Origin of the sequence: Aeromonas sp. Y289-2 (genome assembly GCF_027705925.1) — a bacterium.
Classification (GTDB): domain Bacteria; phylum Pseudomonadota; class Gammaproteobacteria; order Enterobacterales; family Aeromonadaceae; genus Aeromonas; species Aeromonas veronii.
Window position 1 is genome coordinate 1 of record NZ_JAPDCH010000028.1, and the last position, 16690, is coordinate 16690.

20 protein-coding genes are annotated in these 16690 nt (G+C 54.2%); 8 read left to right on the forward strand and 12 right to left on the reverse strand.

What is annotated here, in order from left to right:
- A partial coding sequence (locus OKC43_RS21045) for a serine hydrolase (protein WP_142792349.1) occupies positions 1 to 369 on the forward strand: 369 nt, incomplete at its 5' end.
- A 539-nt stretch (positions 370 to 908) separates the two neighbouring features.
- Here the strand turns inward: OKC43_RS21045 and mobV are convergent.
- Positions 909 to 2138: a MobV family relaxase gene (mobV, locus tag OKC43_RS21050; RefSeq protein ID WP_270804102.1), complete on the reverse strand. Its 1230-nt coding sequence runs from the start codon at positions 2136 to 2138 to the stop codon at positions 909 to 911.
- A gap of 209 nt (positions 2139 to 2347) precedes the next feature.
- Here mobV and OKC43_RS21055 point away from each other — a divergent pair, with 209 nt between their 5' ends.
- From OKC43_RS21055 to OKC43_RS21065, 3 genes are all read left to right on the forward strand, one after another.
- A complete protein-coding gene (locus OKC43_RS21055) occupies positions 2348 to 2590 on the forward strand; it encodes a plasmid replication protein RepB (protein WP_103422753.1) in 243 nt (80 codons plus the stop codon).
- Between the two features lie 14 nt (positions 2591 to 2604).
- The gene (locus OKC43_RS21060) at positions 2605 to 2814 is read left to right on the forward strand and encodes a hypothetical protein (protein WP_139737933.1); all 210 of its coding nucleotides are present in this window, start codon (positions 2605 to 2607) and stop codon (positions 2812 to 2814) included.
- Between the two features lie 1231 nt (positions 2815 to 4045).
- Positions 4046 to 4369 (forward strand): type II toxin-antitoxin system RelE/ParE family toxin, encoded by a 324-nt coding sequence (locus tag OKC43_RS21065; RefSeq protein WP_176703189.1) that lies wholly within the window; start codon positions 4046 to 4048, stop codon positions 4367 to 4369.
- A 17-nt stretch (positions 4370 to 4386) separates the two neighbouring features.
- Here OKC43_RS21065 and OKC43_RS21070 read toward each other — a convergent pair whose 3' ends face one another.
- From OKC43_RS21070 to OKC43_RS21085, 4 genes are all read right to left on the reverse strand, one after another.
- The gene (locus OKC43_RS21070) at positions 4387 to 4698 is read right to left on the reverse strand and encodes a helix-turn-helix domain-containing protein (protein WP_103422756.1); all 312 of its coding nucleotides are present in this window, start codon (positions 4696 to 4698) and stop codon (positions 4387 to 4389) included.
- A gap of 249 nt (positions 4699 to 4947) precedes the next feature.
- A complete protein-coding gene (locus tag OKC43_RS21075; protein WP_103422757.1) occupies positions 4948 to 5232 on the reverse strand; it encodes a type II toxin-antitoxin system RelE/ParE family toxin in 285 nt (94 codons plus the stop codon).
- Complete coding sequence (gene relB / locus OKC43_RS21080) at positions 5222 to 5452, reverse strand: type II toxin-antitoxin system RelB family antitoxin (RefSeq protein ID WP_235655968.1); 231 nt, start codon at positions 5450 to 5452, stop codon at positions 5222 to 5224. Before relB ends, OKC43_RS21075 begins: the two co-directional genes overlap by 11 nt.
- A gap of 125 nt (positions 5453 to 5577) precedes the next feature.
- Entirely contained in the window at positions 5578 to 5847 is a 270-nt protein-coding gene (locus tag OKC43_RS21085) for a hypothetical protein (RefSeq protein ID WP_039062313.1), read from the reverse strand.
- Positions 5848 to 6035: 188 nt separating this feature from the next.
- Between OKC43_RS21085 and OKC43_RS21090 the strand changes: the two genes are divergently transcribed.
- The gene (locus OKC43_RS21090; protein ID WP_059167481.1) at positions 6036 to 7115 is read left to right on the forward strand and encodes a methyl-accepting chemotaxis protein; all 1080 of its coding nucleotides are present in this window, start codon (positions 6036 to 6038) and stop codon (positions 7113 to 7115) included.
- On the opposite strand, the gene OKC43_RS21095 is transcribed toward OKC43_RS21090, so the two are convergent.
- Together OKC43_RS21095 and OKC43_RS21100 are read right to left on the reverse strand one after the other, a co-directional pair.
- Positions 7116 to 7274, reverse strand: coding sequence for a hypothetical protein (locus OKC43_RS21095; protein ID WP_158003971.1), 159 nt, complete (start codon positions 7272 to 7274; stop codon positions 7116 to 7118).
- Positions 7275 to 7281: 7 nt separating this feature from the next.
- Positions 7282 to 7458 (reverse strand): hypothetical protein, encoded by a 177-nt coding sequence (locus OKC43_RS21100; protein ID WP_158003970.1) that lies wholly within the window; start codon positions 7456 to 7458, stop codon positions 7282 to 7284.
- A 303-nt stretch (positions 7459 to 7761) separates the two neighbouring features.
- Between OKC43_RS21100 and OKC43_RS21105 the strand changes: the two genes are divergently transcribed.
- A complete protein-coding gene (locus tag OKC43_RS21105) occupies positions 7762 to 9132 on the forward strand; it encodes a hypothetical protein (protein ID WP_059167480.1) in 1371 nt (456 codons plus the stop codon).
- A 4-nt stretch (positions 9133 to 9136) separates the two neighbouring features.
- On the opposite strand, the gene OKC43_RS21110 is transcribed toward OKC43_RS21105, so the two are convergent.
- From OKC43_RS21110 to OKC43_RS21130, 5 genes are all read right to left on the reverse strand, one after another.
- Positions 9137 to 9382 carry a hypothetical protein gene (locus OKC43_RS21110; protein ID WP_059167479.1) on the reverse strand — a complete coding sequence of 82 codons (246 nt, stop codon included), beginning with the start codon at positions 9380 to 9382 and terminating at the stop codon, positions 9137 to 9139.
- A gap of 235 nt (positions 9383 to 9617) precedes the next feature.
- On the reverse strand, positions 9618 to 10604 hold the full coding sequence (locus OKC43_RS21115; RefSeq protein ID WP_059167478.1) for a replication initiation protein: 987 nt from the start codon (positions 10602 to 10604) through the stop codon (positions 9618 to 9620).
- A gap of 235 nt (positions 10605 to 10839) precedes the next feature.
- Positions 10840 to 11130: a type II toxin-antitoxin system RelE family toxin gene (locus OKC43_RS21120; protein ID WP_017411297.1), complete on the reverse strand. Its 291-nt coding sequence runs from the start codon at positions 11128 to 11130 to the stop codon at positions 10840 to 10842.
- On the reverse strand, positions 11120 to 11362 hold the full coding sequence (locus tag OKC43_RS21125) for a type II toxin-antitoxin system RelB/DinJ family antitoxin (protein WP_026080514.1): 243 nt from the start codon (positions 11360 to 11362) through the stop codon (positions 11120 to 11122). Before OKC43_RS21125 ends, OKC43_RS21120 begins: the two co-directional genes overlap by 11 nt.
- A gap of 850 nt (positions 11363 to 12212) precedes the next feature.
- Positions 12213 to 15218, reverse strand: a complete 3006-nt coding sequence (locus OKC43_RS21130; RefSeq protein ID WP_001143760.1) for a Tn3-like element Tn3 family transposase — start codon at positions 15216 to 15218, stop codon at positions 12213 to 12215.
- Between the two features lie 163 nt (positions 15219 to 15381).
- Between OKC43_RS21130 and OKC43_RS21135 the strand changes: the two genes are divergently transcribed.
- Both OKC43_RS21135 and bla read left to right on the forward strand, forming a co-directional pair.
- Positions 15382 to 15939, forward strand: a complete 558-nt coding sequence (locus tag OKC43_RS21135) for a recombinase family protein (RefSeq protein ID WP_001235713.1) — start codon at positions 15382 to 15384, stop codon at positions 15937 to 15939.
- 182 nt (positions 15940 to 16121) lie between these two features.
- The coding region (gene bla / locus OKC43_RS21140) for a class A beta-lactamase (protein WP_104770284.1) at positions 16122 to 16690 on the forward strand (569 nt) is incomplete at its 3' end.

Sequence of the window (16690 nt, forward strand, 5' to 3'; positions counted from 1 at the left end):
CCGGAGCTGAATGAAGCCATACCAAACGACGAGCGTGACACCACGATGCCTGCAGCAATGGCAACAACGTTGCGCAAACTATTAACTGGCGAACTACTTACTCTAGCTTCCCGGCAACAATTAATAGACTGGATGGAGGCGGATAAAGTTGCAGGACCACTTCTGCGCTCGGCCCTTCCGGCTGGCTGGTTTATTGCTGATAAATCTGGAGCCGGTGAGCGTGGGTCTCGCGGTATCATTGCAGCACTGGGGCCAGATGGTAAGCCCTCCCGTATCGTAGTTATCTACACGACGGGGAGTCAGGCAACTATGGATGAACGAAATAGACAGATCGCTGAGATAGGTGCCTCACTGATTAAGCATTGGTAACTGTCAGACCAAGTTTACTCATATATACTTTAGATTGATTTAAAACTTCATTTTTAATTTAAAAGGATCTAGGTGAAGATCCTTTTTGATAATCTCATGACCAAAATCCCTTAACGTGAGTTTTCGTTCCACTGAGCGTCAGACCCCGTTACCTGGAAGTTGACTCAGTACGCATAACTCACTGCTTACCTATAGAGCCTCTCATCTGAGGCTCTCATACCGCACACCTCTATAACTCTGCTCCAATACCCCAAAATCAAAATTGATTATTGATGAATCAAAATAACACCTTGATAAACTCCAGAACGGGGGCGACTAGCGCAGTCTGTCGCACCTGGCTCTGGAGGCGGCAAGCGCAGCGCGACAGCTCGCGCAAACAGTGCCAACCCTTGTTGCGATAAGGCTTACGGCGCCCTCTGTCCGCACTCATTTTTATTGCGCGCAAACATCCTCAACCCGCTGATGAAGCGGCATTCCAGCAGCGCATGCTGCGTTGGGTGTGATGCTTTTTTTGTGGGAGACGGGGACTTTCGGCGCGTTTAGCGGCTGTACCCTGATCCTGGTTGTTTTGCCCTGGGCGGCTTATCCACGATGGGCTGATCGGACAGGGATGCCAGGACGGCGTTGAGCTGTTCCTGGGACTGGCCGGCATGAGCAGGGGAGTGATCCACGATCTCCTTCATCCCCCTCCTGGGCGACCAGCCATCCTGCATGATCTGCTTGAAAGCCCGTTGCTCTAGCGCCTTCCAGTCCACCGCCTGCCAGGCATCCGCCACCTGCTTGATCGCCTCGATGGCGAGCCGGGCGAACGTGGCCACCGGCCCGTGCTTGCGTACCAGGTGCGGCAACGCCGCCACCCGGCGCTCCTGCTCCTGGCGTTTGGCCGCCTCGGCCCGCAGCTCTGCGGCAAAGCGCCGTACCGCCTCCAGTTCCTCCGGGGGGAGCCCCTCGGCCAGCGGCCGCAGCACCTGCAGTTCGGTCTCCTTGGCCTGCGCCGTGGCGGCGAGTTCCTTGGTCCGTCGTTCGGCTAGATCGGTGCGCTTTGCCCGCGCCAGGGCCGGGGCATAGTGCGCCTGGCTGGCCGCGGTCAGACGTTCGGCCACCTGCTCCGGGCTTTCGTGGAGACTGGTCAGGATCCCCTTCTTCAGCACCCGGGGCGTGGTGGCCTGCCCGGAGAGCGCCAAGGGAGCCGGGGTCTCCTGCTGCAGGGCGGCATAGTACTGGCGCACGGTGGTATGCCTGGCCTTGCTGCCCTCGATGCCCCGTTGCAGGCCGTGCCGCTGGCCGACCCGCTCGGCAAAGTCGGTTTGCATCTGGGACAGCGCCTTGGCCCCGCCCAGGAAATGCCGGCAGTTGAGCTTTCCCTGGGGATCGATGGGCACCACATAGGCGTATAAGTGCGGGGTAGTTTCATCCCGGTGGATGCCGGCATAGATCAGGTTCTCTGCCCCGTGCCGATCCTTGAGCCACGCCAGCGCATCGGTAAAGTAGGCGTCCTGGTCGTGCCGACTCTTGCTGTTCATGCCGTCCGGACTGCCGGTGATCAGGTACTCGATCGCCAGCACCCCGTTCTTCCTGATCTTCTCCGGCAACCTGTTCTGGAACGCCTTCATCGCTTCATCGACCGAGTTGGCGCCCAGGTGACTGTTCTCCCCGAGCCGATCCGGATCGGCGTTAGGAGTGTCCTGTGCGCGAAAGGCATGCTTGAGCGAGCGGCGCACAGCGACAGCGGCTTTGAGCTTTTGAGTGCGGAGGATTGCGAAGGCCATAAAGTTGGACGCCAGAGGTTAAAGCACTGCCCCCATCCTAAAGGATGTGGACTCACTACACAATTTTACGGGCTGCGCCCTCCAAATTGTCCGCTCGACCCGCGCAGCGGGTAAATCAAAACCTAATAACGAACAATCATATTTGCATTTTGATGGCTGGAAGCCCACAATCAAAACTAAGATTTGAACCATCAATATAGGATATTGAAATGGAAGAACTGAAAGCCAAGTGGACGTTTGACCAGGGCGGGTTCGCCAAAGCGATGATCGTGCCGACCCCGATGGGGGCCGGATACCATTTACACCTAGTGAAGTTTGGCCGGCTAAATGAGACGCTGGTACTGGAACGCCAGCGTGGAGGCTGGCGCGTGTTCAAGACCATCGATGCCGCTGCGAACACCGCCAACAACATTGGCTTTCGTCGCATCGAGGTCGATCTGAGCAATCGCTAAGCAGGGAGTGCACTATGGACAGGAAACCCCACTACGCTATCCAGGAGCACCAAGACGCCCTCTGGTTGTTCGTGGACGGTACCCCAACCGCCGATTTGGAAGAGATGCGGCTGATCGATTTCGGCTCCTTCATCAGCGTTGAGGGCGGGCTGATTTACGAGACGCTGCCGGCAGAGGAATGGCGAGACAAGTTGCAGGCGCTGGGTCTGGAGGTAGATCGATGACAGTAAGGCGGTTAACCGAACAGGAACTTGAAGCGCTGCGTACCGACATGCAAGAAGCGTCGATGTCGATGAAAACGAAGCTGGCGAAGCGGCGTGAGAGTGCGACGGACACAACAGCTAAAATTGCGCATGCGCAAAAACCACAAGACCCACTCAGGGGATAACTGGCCCGCCCACAGGCCAAAGACACGGCCTGATGGACGGCCTACGGTTCGCCAGTGACCCCCTTCGCCAAGATCCTCTCTCGTAATGACATGATTAGAAAAGCGAACGGCCCCAAGGGCCGCGAAAAGGATGTCGCCATGCTCCGTGATCAGCCGGGCTCTCCTATCTTTCCGCTGCGCTTCAAGATAGGAGAGCCCTCCTGCTTGGCTACGTTAAAAATGACGTAGTTACACAAGATAGACTCGCCTTGCTCTGGACTATCGAGGCCGCTTGCGGCGGCTCCCCCTCACGCGCTCCAGAGACACACCCCGTCCTTGCTGCACCTGCTTTAGCCCCCGCCTGTAGGCCGGACTGCCGCGCCGTGTTTAAAGAGCTGGCCGTGGTTGGTTCCCCGTTACGCTCTGGTGGCAGGTGCCCCTGGATTGCGAGTCCAGGGAGGCTATGGTGCGCGGTCGCACGCTGGGCAGTGTGTGAGGATTCCCCGTTCTGCCCGACCAACCACACCCACACACGGCAACAAACTCATGCTTCCAATCCGTGCGGGTACGACAAAGCGCCAAAGGTGGTGGCCTTCGGTAACGGGCGTATAAAAAGAGGGAAGACTTGATTGATGGGCGCCAAGGGCGCTAAACTTATTAGGACTTTAGGTAGCTGCTTCCCTCTACGGAGCCGTTACCAGGTGAAGTCGGTTCCCCAACTGACTACACCTTCGAACAAACCACCTTGCCGGGTGGTTTTTTCGTTTCTGGCCGACAGGTTACGCCGGATCCTCGAGGATCGTCAATCAGAACACCACCCCGCCATCATCATGAGAACAAAAAACATACAAACGGTTGCTTGTATACAAGTTCTTGCATAATCGTGCTTGTGTTAACAAGCAAGTCATTGTACATTCCCACAGTGGTGGTAATACCACCTCTAGTGCTCCAGTAGCGGAGCAACACCAAAGAAAAAAGGCAAACTCAAAATATGTTTGCCTTTTTATTGACCAAGGAAATGGTCCCATTAAATGAGGAAATCATCATGAGACATTTAAACTTTATTGTTCACAAGCGGGGTAAGTCGTATGAAAAAGAAAGATGTAGTATTCCACGGTAATAGCGAAAAACAGCTCCACAAGTTCCCACAGACCAAGCTAGAAAAAATCGTCTATAGCCTTGTCCAACTCCAACACGGAATGAAGGCAAGCCTGAAAACCAAACCCCTGCATGGGCTTGGTGACGGTGTGATGGAATTTGTACAAAACGGCAAGCCAGCCTATCGCTGTGTTTATGTAGTGTTAGATGATGTGATCCATGTGCTTCACGCATTCGTGAAGACGTCTGATGGCACAGACAGCAAGCATGAGAACACCATCAAGGAACGCTACAAAAACATCAAAAAGGGCTAACTAGGAGAATCGGTCGGTCACACGGCCGATTTTTTTACAATCACGGATATCGGATTTTCCTTTGATGAAAGATCAAAAGAAACATCCATTAAATATCCTAGCCGCCCAAGCATTTCAATAAGCATGTCTATTGAAAACTTAGATATTTTCCCATTCATTAAATTACTCACCCTTGGTTGGGTGACCTTAAGAACGGATGCAGCCTCAACTTGATTGTAACCAGCATCCTGAATCAGTTTTGTAACTATCATCATTAATCTGGTTTTGAGGGTTAAAATCGTGAGCTCTACTGGATCTGACGCCAGGAGCTCTAACGGATCTTTCGACATGAGCACACAAGCCTCCGATAAAACAACACTCAGCGAAGTGTGAGCTGAGTTGTTAACAACACAACCTCACCTTAGCAAAGCGCGGGAATTATACAAGTACTTGGATATCTTTCAAGCTCTGTTTTTTAGAAAAAACTAGCGAAAATCACGAAAAAACCAACTCGAGATCCGCTTGCTCCTCATTAGGCACCGAAAAATGGCTGAAGAAACGGCCAAAAAATCCCGTTAAAACCCCAATACTTCAGACCACTACCAGTGGCTTGGTAGCCGCAAACGGGTATGAAACACCCTCAATATGTGAATTTCTTCACCCTTTACTCGGTATGGAATGAGAAACGGATAGGGTTGCACCACAAGCTCACGTGTACCAGGAACGCGCCCGGGCCGCCCCATCGCCGGCTGTGATACCAACAGGTAGACTAAGCGATACACCTCGAGCACAAACTCCTGGGCAACCCTAGGGTTCTCTTTGGCCAAGTAATCGTGAGCATCTTCAAGGTTCAGAGCAGCCTTGCGCAGCCATTTAACCTGCATTGATACCCCACCGATTGAACTTCGCCATCATCTCCTTTTCAGGCACAAAATCACCCGCATCCGCTTCGCGCAATGCGGCCTCGACTTCCGCGATCTGCCAAGCTTCTCGCGCCAAATAATCCTGGATAGCCTGGTTAGCCAACCACGACTTAGTCCTGCCAGTAGATTGCGCCAGTTGCCCCAACTGCAGCTCAACCTCATCCGGCAAACGAACAGACATAACACTCATACCGCCCCCACAAACTACAATGTTTACACAATACTACCCCCAAACAAGCAGCATGGCGACAGCTCAAGATTGCTAATACAGCCCGCAAAAGTCGGTGCACATAACGCCTTTTATGTTCAAGAGCTCCTGATCTGTCTCGGGGCACCCATGAAGCCCGTGGCATCCACCTCGAACCGGCAAACCCCGATCTGCTGCAGGTAGAGAACCAGGGTATCGAGCTTGCGAAAAACTCTGAGCTGCTTGCTGCGCTGGGCGGCCAGGGCACGTTCGGCTAGACCGTAGCGCACCAGCAGCGTCCAGCCGCCAGGTTGGCCAACTGCGATCACGACACGAACAGCACCGGCCGCCACCAGTTGTACCAGGGTGGGATGGGTAATGGTTTCCATGGGGGAGATTCCGAGACAAGGGATAGTGCGGCGCAGGATGGGAGATAACGCCTAGCAAAACAAGTCATCTTGCAGGATGACCAGCAGCAAAAAGGGCGTCCGATTTAACGTAACGCCCCCTTATACGCAGTCAGCATCCGCTCTCTGTGGCAGAATGACTGCTTTATTGGCATCTATCTAGAGGTCTTATGTGGTTCAACAGCAAACTTAAAAAAGAGAATCAACAGCTCAGGGAGGTCTTGCAGCTCAAGGAGCAGCAACATCAGGCCAAGTTAACTGAACTGCTGGCCACTATCGGGGAGTATGAACACATGCAACGTAGCAGCCGGGAACGAAACGAACTCTTCAATCAGGTGCTCACCTGCCAGAACCAGGGGGGCGAGATGTTGCAGAGTGTGCGGGAGGCGCTAGCGGGCAGCGCCGAGCACCTGATGGCGGAGAATAGAACGCTTTCTGAGCTGGATCAGCTGTTTGCCCAGACCCGTGATGCCATCATCCGCCTCTCCGGGCGAGCCCATGCCATCACGGATGAAGCAGCCCGTAGCCTGAAGGCCGTCCATCAGCTTGATGTCAGTACATCGGCCATCAATCAGTTCGTAGCTGCTATCCAGGGTATCTCTGATCAGACCAACTTGCTGGCACTTAATGCCGCCATTGAAGCGGCCAGAGCCGGTGAAGCTGGACGAGGGTTTGCCGTGGTGGCAGATGAGGTGCGACAGCTGGCGAGCAAGGCCCACGAGGCCAGCGGCCAGATTGAAGTGCTGGTCAGGCAGATAGTGGCTCAGGCGCAGGAGATTAAGCTGATCATTGACGATAACCAGGCCAGCGCAGCTGAAGTTGCGGCATCCTCCTCACAGATCGAGGTGGTCGTGACCCAGGTGTTGACGCAATCTGGCCGGATGCAGCAGGTGATACACGGTGCAGCAACTACCTCTTTCCTCAATACCACCAAGCTGGATCACGCTGTTTGGAAGAACACCATCTATCGGCTTATTGAACAGCAGCACTTTCACGAGCCGGTCAGTGACCATCGGCAGTGCAGGTTGGGTAAGTGGTATGTCGAGGGACAAGGAGCCGAGCTATTCTCCCACAAGCCGGCTTTTCGTGAACTAGATGGGCCGCACAAGCAGGTACACGAGAGTGGCAAGGCAGCTCTACACGCGCGTGAACAGGACAATATCAAAGAGATGGTCGAGCAGCTCCAAAGCATGGAAAACGCCAGTATGCAGGTGGTGCACTGCATCGACCGCCTGCTGGGGAGTGTCTAACTAGGCCAAAAATGCGCCAGCGTGGGCAAAAAAAACGCTGTAGAGTGGCCCCAGTACCAGCCAGTCCGCAGCCCAGTACAGCAGGGCTTTCGCCGCGAACACGGCGGCCAGTACCGCCACCGCATGCCACAGCATCAACCCAGGAAACCGAACACTCAATCGCACCTCAATCCACCTCCACGCCTGCATCGAGCAGCCGTTGCCGCCATGTATCGGCGGACAACAGGGCATAGCGGGCCACATGCTGGCGCAGGTATTCGGTATCAATGACGATCCAGCGGCTGCCGCATGCCCAACCAGATGCCTCCCAGAACACCCCAAAAGGCGCAGTGTTGCGGTTCAACACTGCGCCTTTTTGCGCTGAAAGTTTATGACGATTCCAGGGCGGTTTTAGAGGCCGAAACAGGCCGAACCGGTGTGGAGCAGATCCGGTGGTCTACCCCCGTAAAATGGACAGTCAGCCATCTCAACTCGGTACGATCCCAAACGCCTGCCGGCAGTTTTTTGCCCCGCAGGGCCGCGTTTATGTGTTTGAGGACGAAGGACTCAAACGCATAAACATAGTCGGTCGCTATGTTTATCTTTAGGCCCCCACTATTACCTATCGGTGTGGTACTCTGATGGCGGTCTTTTGATGGAGGTCTCTATGTCCGGTTATCAGTTCGCGCATCTCGACGGGTATGCAAGGAAAGCGAGTGCCAAGGGTGATGGGAGATCGGCGCAGGACATCATTAACGAGGCCGAGCGCAAACCCGAAGCCTGCAAGCACTTTGACGACCCGAGCACGATCCGGCCCCCGATCATCCGCTATGGTGTGACCCCATCACAAGCACTGGAAAAGGCTGTCGAGTGGGCGGAACAGGCTAAAGACCCCAAGGGTAAAAAGTACCGGATCGACGGGCACTGCATAGCTGCTGGGGTGTTCAGTGTGCCCGAGGACTTTCCAGATGACCGCTGGCCGGAGTACAGGAAAGCGATCATCAAGCACTTGAAGCAGAAGTACGGAGATCGGTTGCTGTCGGTCGTGGAGCACACCGACGAGACTTACCGACACTGCCACTTCTACCTGGTGCCACTTCCAGGTGAGAGTTTCGGTGTGGTGCATCAGGGTTGGTCAGCAGAGAAAGCGGCCTATGCACGGGGAGAACGCAAGGGGCTACAGACGCAGGCTTACAGCGATGCCATGAGCGCATGGCAGGACGAGATCCACACCATATCAGCTCCTTTCGGCCTCCTGCGAACAGGGCCTAAGCGAGCGCGGCTCCCGAATGCGGAGTACAAGGCGAAGAAGCGAGCCGCCTCCCTGATCGCAGAGCAGGTGACGGCACCACCAGTCCAGAGACCGAAGATGGCCCCCGTGACAGCCATCGTTGAGGCGGTTAAGGCAGAGCACAAGACAACGATGATCGGAAAGGGCGATCCGCTTTACACCAAAGCCCAGCTCACTCAAGTGGCAAAGCAAAGTGCCCTGTATGGGTTCGATATGCTTGCGCAGCAGCGGCTGGACTACCTGACCATGACGACCGAGCGAGCCGCTGAGATCGACGCCGCAGAGGCCCGCCTCAAGGAGCTGCGCGACAGGGCCGAGGCGCAGGCCGCCGAGATCAGGGCCGGAGAGGACAAGATGGAGGCCCTGAGAGACGAAGAGCGGAAACAAACAGAGCTGCTGGGTCGGCTAGAGCAGGCGGTTAAAGAGGTGCATGGCTATTTAGATGAGGCCATCTCAAGAGTTCAGGATCGGGCGCTGAAGGCCCTTGGGGGCGTGCTAGACGCTTTTGTCGCAATAGTTGAAGCACCACAAGACCAAGAGTTGAAAGATGCCGCTAGGAGCGGCCTAGAGAGCATTGGGACATCGGGAGCATGGGCGAAGCTGGCGGATCGGGTCGTGAACGTGCTGATGCCATCGGCAAGGGCGGCACAGGCCGCTGATGGGATCGATTGGCCGAAAGAGGTCAAAGAGACGGGCCGGAAGCTACGGGACAGAACTGTAGACTCTTCTTCTGATATGGGCATGTAGCCGCCTAGCGGCGGCTGCTGAGGTCTACCTCGATGCGGCGAAAGCCGATCTGGTTCGCGGTGTTCGCGGCCGCATCGATGGTCGTGAAGACCCGCCAGCCGCCGCGCTGCCGCTCGAGCACTTCCGTTTCCCCTCCCTTCCCGAAGCGTACCAGGTGAAGATGGTAGCCCGCCCCCATCGGGGTCGGGACGATCAGGGCTTTGGAGAAGCCCCCAAGGTCGAACACGGTCTTGGCGTCTCGTTCCTGCACAATCAAATCCTTAATCTGAAAGATCAAAATCGAAATTTGATTTTACGCGAGCAGCCCATGCCGTCAAGACAAAGACTGCTCCATGGATAACTGCTGCCGCCCACAGGGGGACAAGCTCCTGATGGACGGGCGGACGCAGTAACCCCCCCTCGCCAAGCCGCTCTCTATATAGATTCATTTAGGGCGATAACAACGCCCTGCGGGCGCTGTTATCTGATAAGGCTTTGTTTCTGGATCACTCTGGTGAAATGTTGGAGAGGTAGCGGCTAACACTTGCCGAACCGATCCCCAGCTCTTCGGCAATATCGCGGTTGCTGTAACCCATAGCCTTGAGCCTGAGTACCTCTGGCAACAACTCGGCAGCCCTGCCGCTATTACGAGGCCGTCCCCCGCCCTTTGACACCTTGCCACCAATGCGCCCGCCCTTCGCACCTCGATGCGCCTGCACCTGGCTAAACCCGGCGGGGGTGAATCGATTCCATACCCAACGGGCGACACTCTTGGCCGTGGCCTTGATCTCCGACACAGGAAGCGGGCCGCCCTGCTCCCGTCCAAACGCATTGGCGCTCTCACAAGCCGTTCTCACCGCATCGGCCCAAGCCTCATACCCGTTAGGCCGCCAGAACTCTCTAACGGCGCTGTAGGCCCATTCACGCACGTTGTCGAACACAGTGACGTTACGGCCTAGCCCGGTCGCTTCTTTGCGACTGCGGCGGCTGTAGGCCGACAAATCGGCATCAGGGCAGAACTCGGCGAGGTAGTCGAGGCTGTAGGGCTCGATTTGGTGCCAGACGGTGAGCCAATCGCTATGGGTAGGGTTTTTGGTGATCAGCCCTGCATACCCCATGTCAGCCCCCAGCCGCTTCGCTAGAACATGTTCTATGGCCGCCAGATAGCGCAACGGCTTTTGCCGTGCTGCACTGGTTCGGGCTACAGGGGCCGCCAGCATATACCCGATATGGGCATGGCCGTTCGTGCGGTTAACGCTGATCCAGTGCGGGGCTGGCAAGCCTGCATCCTTCCACGCGTGGTAACCGTCCGGCTTGTCCAAGTCGAACACCAAGGAGGATACATGCGGAGGCGGGTTGTACTGGATGTGGAGATAGCCCAGTGCGGTAGCCTGCGGACGAATGAGCAGCCCTGACGATTTATCATTAGTGCAGTAAGGGCGACGAGGGAGACGTTCGACGAATGCAGCAGCTAGAAGCGCTGGTTTTACCATCTGGCACCGCGCTTATTGGCGGTGCAGGAGGGTTGTTTGATGTGATCCATGTGATAGACTTCTCATGTGATTAAGTCACGGCCCCGAACTTTCTGCACTCTTCCGCCAAGTTGATCGCAGAGATTCGGGGTTTGTCTTTTCTGGACAGTACGTTACCGCACTGCTGCCGCTGCCGCAACGTCCGCAAACCCGCGCAGTGCCTGCGTTATCCGCACAGGATAAGCAGTGGCATTTATCAGCTATTCACACGCGATCCCGCGTCCAGATACACCTGCTCCCGCTCTCGTTTCCCCACCGCGACCACGAATACCAGCACCCGCTCATCCTGCACCTGGTAAACCAACCGATAACCCGCCCCACGCAGCTTGATCTTGTAGCAGTCCGGCAGCCCATGCAGGCGGTTGGCCTCGACCCTCGGTCGCTCCAGTACCTCTGCGAGCTTCTTTTTGAACTGCTGGCGCACGGTATCACCCAGCTTCTTCCACTCCTTCCACGCTCGTGGATCGAACTCAAGCTCAAAGGTCATCCAGCGACACCCTGATCCCTTTCTGGGGGCTGGCCAGCCGCTCACGAACGAGGGCAAGCAGCGCCTCCTCATCCTCCGTTACCACGGTCGTCCGAAACGGCAACCGCTCCTGGGAAGCAACATACTCCAGGGTTTGCCGCAGCAGCTCCGAGGGGGTTACGCCCAGTTTTTCAAGGACAGCATACGAACGAGTCTTAAGATCGTCGTCGATGCGAAGATTGATCGTGCCCATAGCCATACACCAAGTAATTGCATTTGTAATTACACAATAACATCGGTCACGCCATGCTGCAAACCCGGTCAACGTGCGCCGCACAGGCCCCACCAGAGCTGTTCTGCTCCGTCTGAGTGGCACTTGTTCGCATGATAACGCAGGACCCATCCAGAAAGCGTCGCGGGGGTCTCAAACCGGCGCTGGATGGATCAATGTCCACGGCCGACATTGCACGTGATGGGTCCAAAACCCGGTGCGCATAACGCCTTTTATGTTCAATTGCACTTTTCGCATGCGAAAACTTGCCGCCCAACCAGAGACCTCCCAGAACGCCCCAAAAGGCGCAGTGTTGAACCGCAACACTGCGCCTTTTGGGGCTGAAAGTTTGTGACGGTTTGACCGGCAATTTGGCCGGGTGGCGCGGCAGATCCGAGTTCAGGGCAAAGACGCTAGGAACCGGACGTTTCTGTCGGTTTGCGCCACCCTCTGGATAACGGACGAGGAGGCGGGGACAGGCCCCCATTTTCTCATGCGAAAAATTGGGCTGAGTGGGGCCACTGGCCCCACTCAGCCCATACCACATAGAAAGCCATGATCGCGGTCATTTATTAAGCTAAAACAGGGTGTTGAATAGACAGTCACAGCGTGGCAGGATCCATAAGCAAACTCATCAATACTAGGAAAGTACGATGTCAAAAGCGCCGATAGGAACCACCGCCAAGACTGGCGAGAAATGCCCGGAAAGTGGTGTGTGGAAGTCTCAAGACACCCCATCAACTACAGCCCCAATCGCGAAAGGCAACACAATGCCTCCGCACAATGGCAAAGCTGTTACGGGGTCTGACGCTCAGTGGAACGAAAACTCACGTTAAGCAACGTTTTCTGCCTCTGACGCCTCTTTTAATGGTCTCAGATGTCCTTTGGTCACCAGTTCTGCCAGCGTGAAGGAATAATGGCCGAGCATATTGATATGTCCGTGGCAAAGCGGGGAGAGGCGTGCGATATCTTCATCATTCAGTGTTTCACCCTGCGCCCGGAGATGATCCAGGGCTGCCTGCATATAAATAGTGTTCCATAACACGACGGCGTTAGTGACCAGCCCCAGTGTGCCCAGTTGATCTTCCTGACCGTCGGTATATCGTTTTCTTATCTCACCTTTTTGACCGTGACAGATGGCTCTGGCAACGGCATGGCGACTTTCTCCCCGATTAAGCTGGGTCAGAATGCGCCGGCGGTAATCTTCATCATCAATATAATTAAGCAGATACAGCGTTTTGTTGATGCGCCCCACTTCAATGATTGCCTGAGTCAGTCCGGAAGGACGTTCACTTTTCAGCAATGAACGGACCAGCACTGAAACCTGTACTTTGCCCAGCTTCAGGGAGCCAGCGGTCCGGATCATTTCGTCCCACTGAAGGACTATTTTTCGGGGATCTGATTGCCCTCTGGCAATATCATTCAGCACGCCATAGTCGGCATCATGGTCCATTCGCCAGAAAACCGAAGCACCGGCATCAGCCAGGCGTGGAGAAAACTGGTATCCCAGCAGCCAGAAAAGGCCAAAGACAAGTTCGCTGGCACCTGCTGTATCGGTCATAATTTCGGTTGGATTCAGCCCGGTCTCCTGTTCCAGAAGACCTTCCAGCACAAAGATAGAGTCCCTCAGCGTCCCCGGTATAACGATGCCATGAAAGCCGGAATACTGATCGGACACAAAGTTGTACCAGGTGATCCCTCTGTTATTACCAAAGTATTTGCGGTTCGGTCCGGCATTGATTGTTCTGACTGGCGTAACAAAGCGCATTCCATCTGCAGATGCCACTTCTCCTCCACCCCATATCTGTGCCAGTGGCAGCGTTGCCTGAAAATCAACCAGTCTGGCATTAGCGCTGGTGATAGTTTCAGCCCGCAGATAGTTCGCTTTTGTCCAGTTCAGCCGGTGTCGGGTCAGTGCAGGAACATTTGATCTGATCAGTGGTTCCAGACCGATATTGCAGGCTTCAGCCATCAGCACGGCGCTGATGCTGACGGGCAGATCATCAACTCTGGCACTGGCTTCACTAGCATGGAAAAACTCATCAGCAAATCCGGTATGGGCGTTAATTTCGAGCAGCAACTCCGTTAAATCCACCGGAGGGAGTAGATCACTGATCATTTTGCTCAGTCGTTTCAGACTGTCCGGCTCATCAAGACTGGCGAGGGGAGAAATTGTCAACCGGGGCTTCGGGCCAGAAACATCGAGTTCGACAGCCTCATTTTCGCAAAGACGTGCAGCAACCTGTCTGTAACGACTATCAAGCTGATGACCCAGAGATTTTATTGCTTCCTGCGGGTCTGTCGGGTGCCCCAAAGAACGATAAACCTTAATCCGGTTTGCCTGCCAGTCAGCACCCTGTAGTAATCTTGCACGAGGATCTCCCCACCGGTTACTGCCGGTAACGTAGACATCCCTCCGCCTCAGACTATCCTGCAGTTTACTGAGAAAGCAGAGCGTGTATCCCCTGCGGGTGATATGTTTTTCCTTGTTAATCACCAGCCGTTTCCATGACCGACTGATAATTTCCGTTGGTGCGTCGTCAAAAAACTGCCGCCGTGAGCTGAACTCCCGGCTGAGGTAGTCACAGGCATTCAGAGTGGTAACCCCGGCAGGTGCGGATGAAAATTTAACGGTATTCAGCAGATGGGGCAGGAAACGACGAACGCGCCCGTACTGCTCCACCATTTCTTCATGAAAATTATCGTCTGAGGGCCGGGCAATTTCACGGACAAGCGTGATGATTTCAGCCAGCTTTTGCCTTGGGATGTAGCTGAACACCTCAGCACGAATCGATTCGTCCGGTGTTTCTTCTTTCAGCAGGTACGAACATGCGCTGGCGAGCGCCAATGCAGATTTATCCAGATCCTTCAGCGAGCGGAGCCGTTTTTTCTGCCCAATCTTTCTGGCGTCACGGATGATAACGGCCAGCATGGCGTCCAGAACGTCCAATGCATCATCCAGCGCCAGCGTTTCCCATGCAAGGACAAAGGCAACCAGAACCGCCATCCTTTTCTGCGGTGACATCCTGGCAATATTGAACACCGAAGTCATACCAGCATAACGTGCGAGATTTTTCAGGCGCACAGCCGGGAGTGTACTCAGGTTTTCAGCATGCAGGCCAAAATCGTTCAGAGTTTTCCAGCGTTCAATTGCTTCATTAAACGCCGGACCACTGATGGTCACAGGGCCCTTTTTCAGTGATTCCAGTAAAGACAGGCGGCTGCAATCAGTTGGCCCCAGCAGCATCTCCAGCTGTGAACGCTGTTCGGCTGACGGTATCAGTGCCAGTTTGTTCCACAGGCGCAACGTCGCCTTTTCCCTTACCTCTGAAATCAACCGGGTCAGCGTAGTGGCTCCGGGGAGAATAATACGATGTTGCATAAGCCACCCTGTCGCCAGATCGAAAAGCAGGCCAGGACGTTCGTTGCTTATCCAGCTCCGGGTATATAAAAGACGGGTAAGGCGAAATGTCCAGGGCCAGGCAAATTCACGATACTGATAGTGCTGACGTATCAGCGCTGCATGCTCACGGCGGGTATTTTCCCTCTGACCGTATTCTGCAAGAACGGTGATATCACGAATCCCGAGCTGTCTGGCGGTAAAATGCCGGACGCCGGAAGGAATATGATTCATATCGGTGAGGAAGGTGCCCAGAAAACGGACACATCCAATTTGCAGGGCAATGCCCAGACGGTTGTGATCACCTCTGCTTTTTCCGATAAATTCCTTGTCTGCTTCATCAAGGTGAAAATATCGTGCCAGCTGAAGCTCATCCGGTTCACCGGTGAATCTGCCATAGCTTTCAGTCTGCTCAGTGGTCAGAAAGTCAACGGGCATATCGGCCTCCCTGCCTGACGGGCATTTAGTAACATTTTTCCAACCGTACGAAATGTTATAAATTATCGGACATCGTAAAACTGTTACATTAATATGTCTATTAAATCGTAAATTTGTAATAATAGACATGAGTTGTCCGATATTCGATTTAAGGTACATTTTTATGCGACTTTTTGGTTACGCTCGGGTCTCAACCAGTCAGCAGTCTCTTGATCTTCAGGTCAGAGCACTCAAAGACGCAGGTGTGAAAGCAAACCGTATATTTACCGATAAGGCATCCGGCAGTTCAACAGACCGGGAAGGGCTGGATTTGCTGAGGATGAAGGTGGAGGAAGGTGATGTCATTCTGGTTAAGAAGCTCGACCGTCTTGGCCGCGACACTGCCGATATGATCCAACTGATAAAGGAATTTGACGCTCAGGGCGTGGCAGTCCGGTTCATTGATGACGGGATCAGTACCGACGGTGATATGGGGCAAATGGTGGTCACCATCCTGTCGGCTGTGGCACAGGCTGAACGCCGGAGGATCCTAGAACGCACGAATGAGGGCCGACAGGAAGCAAAGCTGAAAGGAATCAAATTTGGCCGCAGGCGTACCGTGGACAGGAACGTCGTGCTGACGCTTCATCAGAAGGGCACTGGTGCAACGGAAATTGCTCATCAGCTCAGTATTGCCCGCTCCACGGTTTATAAAATTCTTGAAGACGAAAGGGCCTCGTGATACGCCTATTTTTATAGGTTAATGTCATGATAATAATGGTTTCTTAGACGTCAGGTGGCACTTTTCGGGGAAATGTGCGCGGAACCCCTATTTGTTTATTTTTCTAAATACATTCAAATATGTATCCGCTCATGAGACAATAACCCTGGTAAATGCTTCAATAATATTGAAAAAGGAAGAGTATGAGTATTCAACATTTTCGTGTCGCCCTTATTCCCTTTTTTGCGGCATTTTGCCTTCCTGTTTTTGCTCACCCAGAAACGCTGGTGAAAGTAAAAGATGCTGAAGATCAGTTGGGTGCACGAGTGGGTTACATCGAACTGGATCTCAACAGCGGTAAGATCCTTGAGAGTTTTCGCCCCGAAGAACGTTTTCCAATGATGAGCACTTTTAAAGTTCTGCTATGTGGTGCGGTATTATCCCGTGTTGACGCCGGGCAAGAGCAACTCGGTCGCCGCATACACTATTCTCAGAATGACTTGGTTGAGTACTCACCAGTCACAGAAAAGCATCTTACGGATGGCATGACAGTAAGAGAATTATGCAGTGCTGCCATAACCATGAGTGATAACACTGCTGCCAACTTACTTCTGACAACGATCGGAGGACCGAAGGAGCTAACCGCTTTTTTGCACAACATGGGGGATCATGTAACTCGCCTTGATCGTTGGGAACCGGAGCTGAATGAAGCCATACCAAACGACGAGCGTGACACCACGATGCCTGCAGCAATGGCAACAACGTTGCGCAA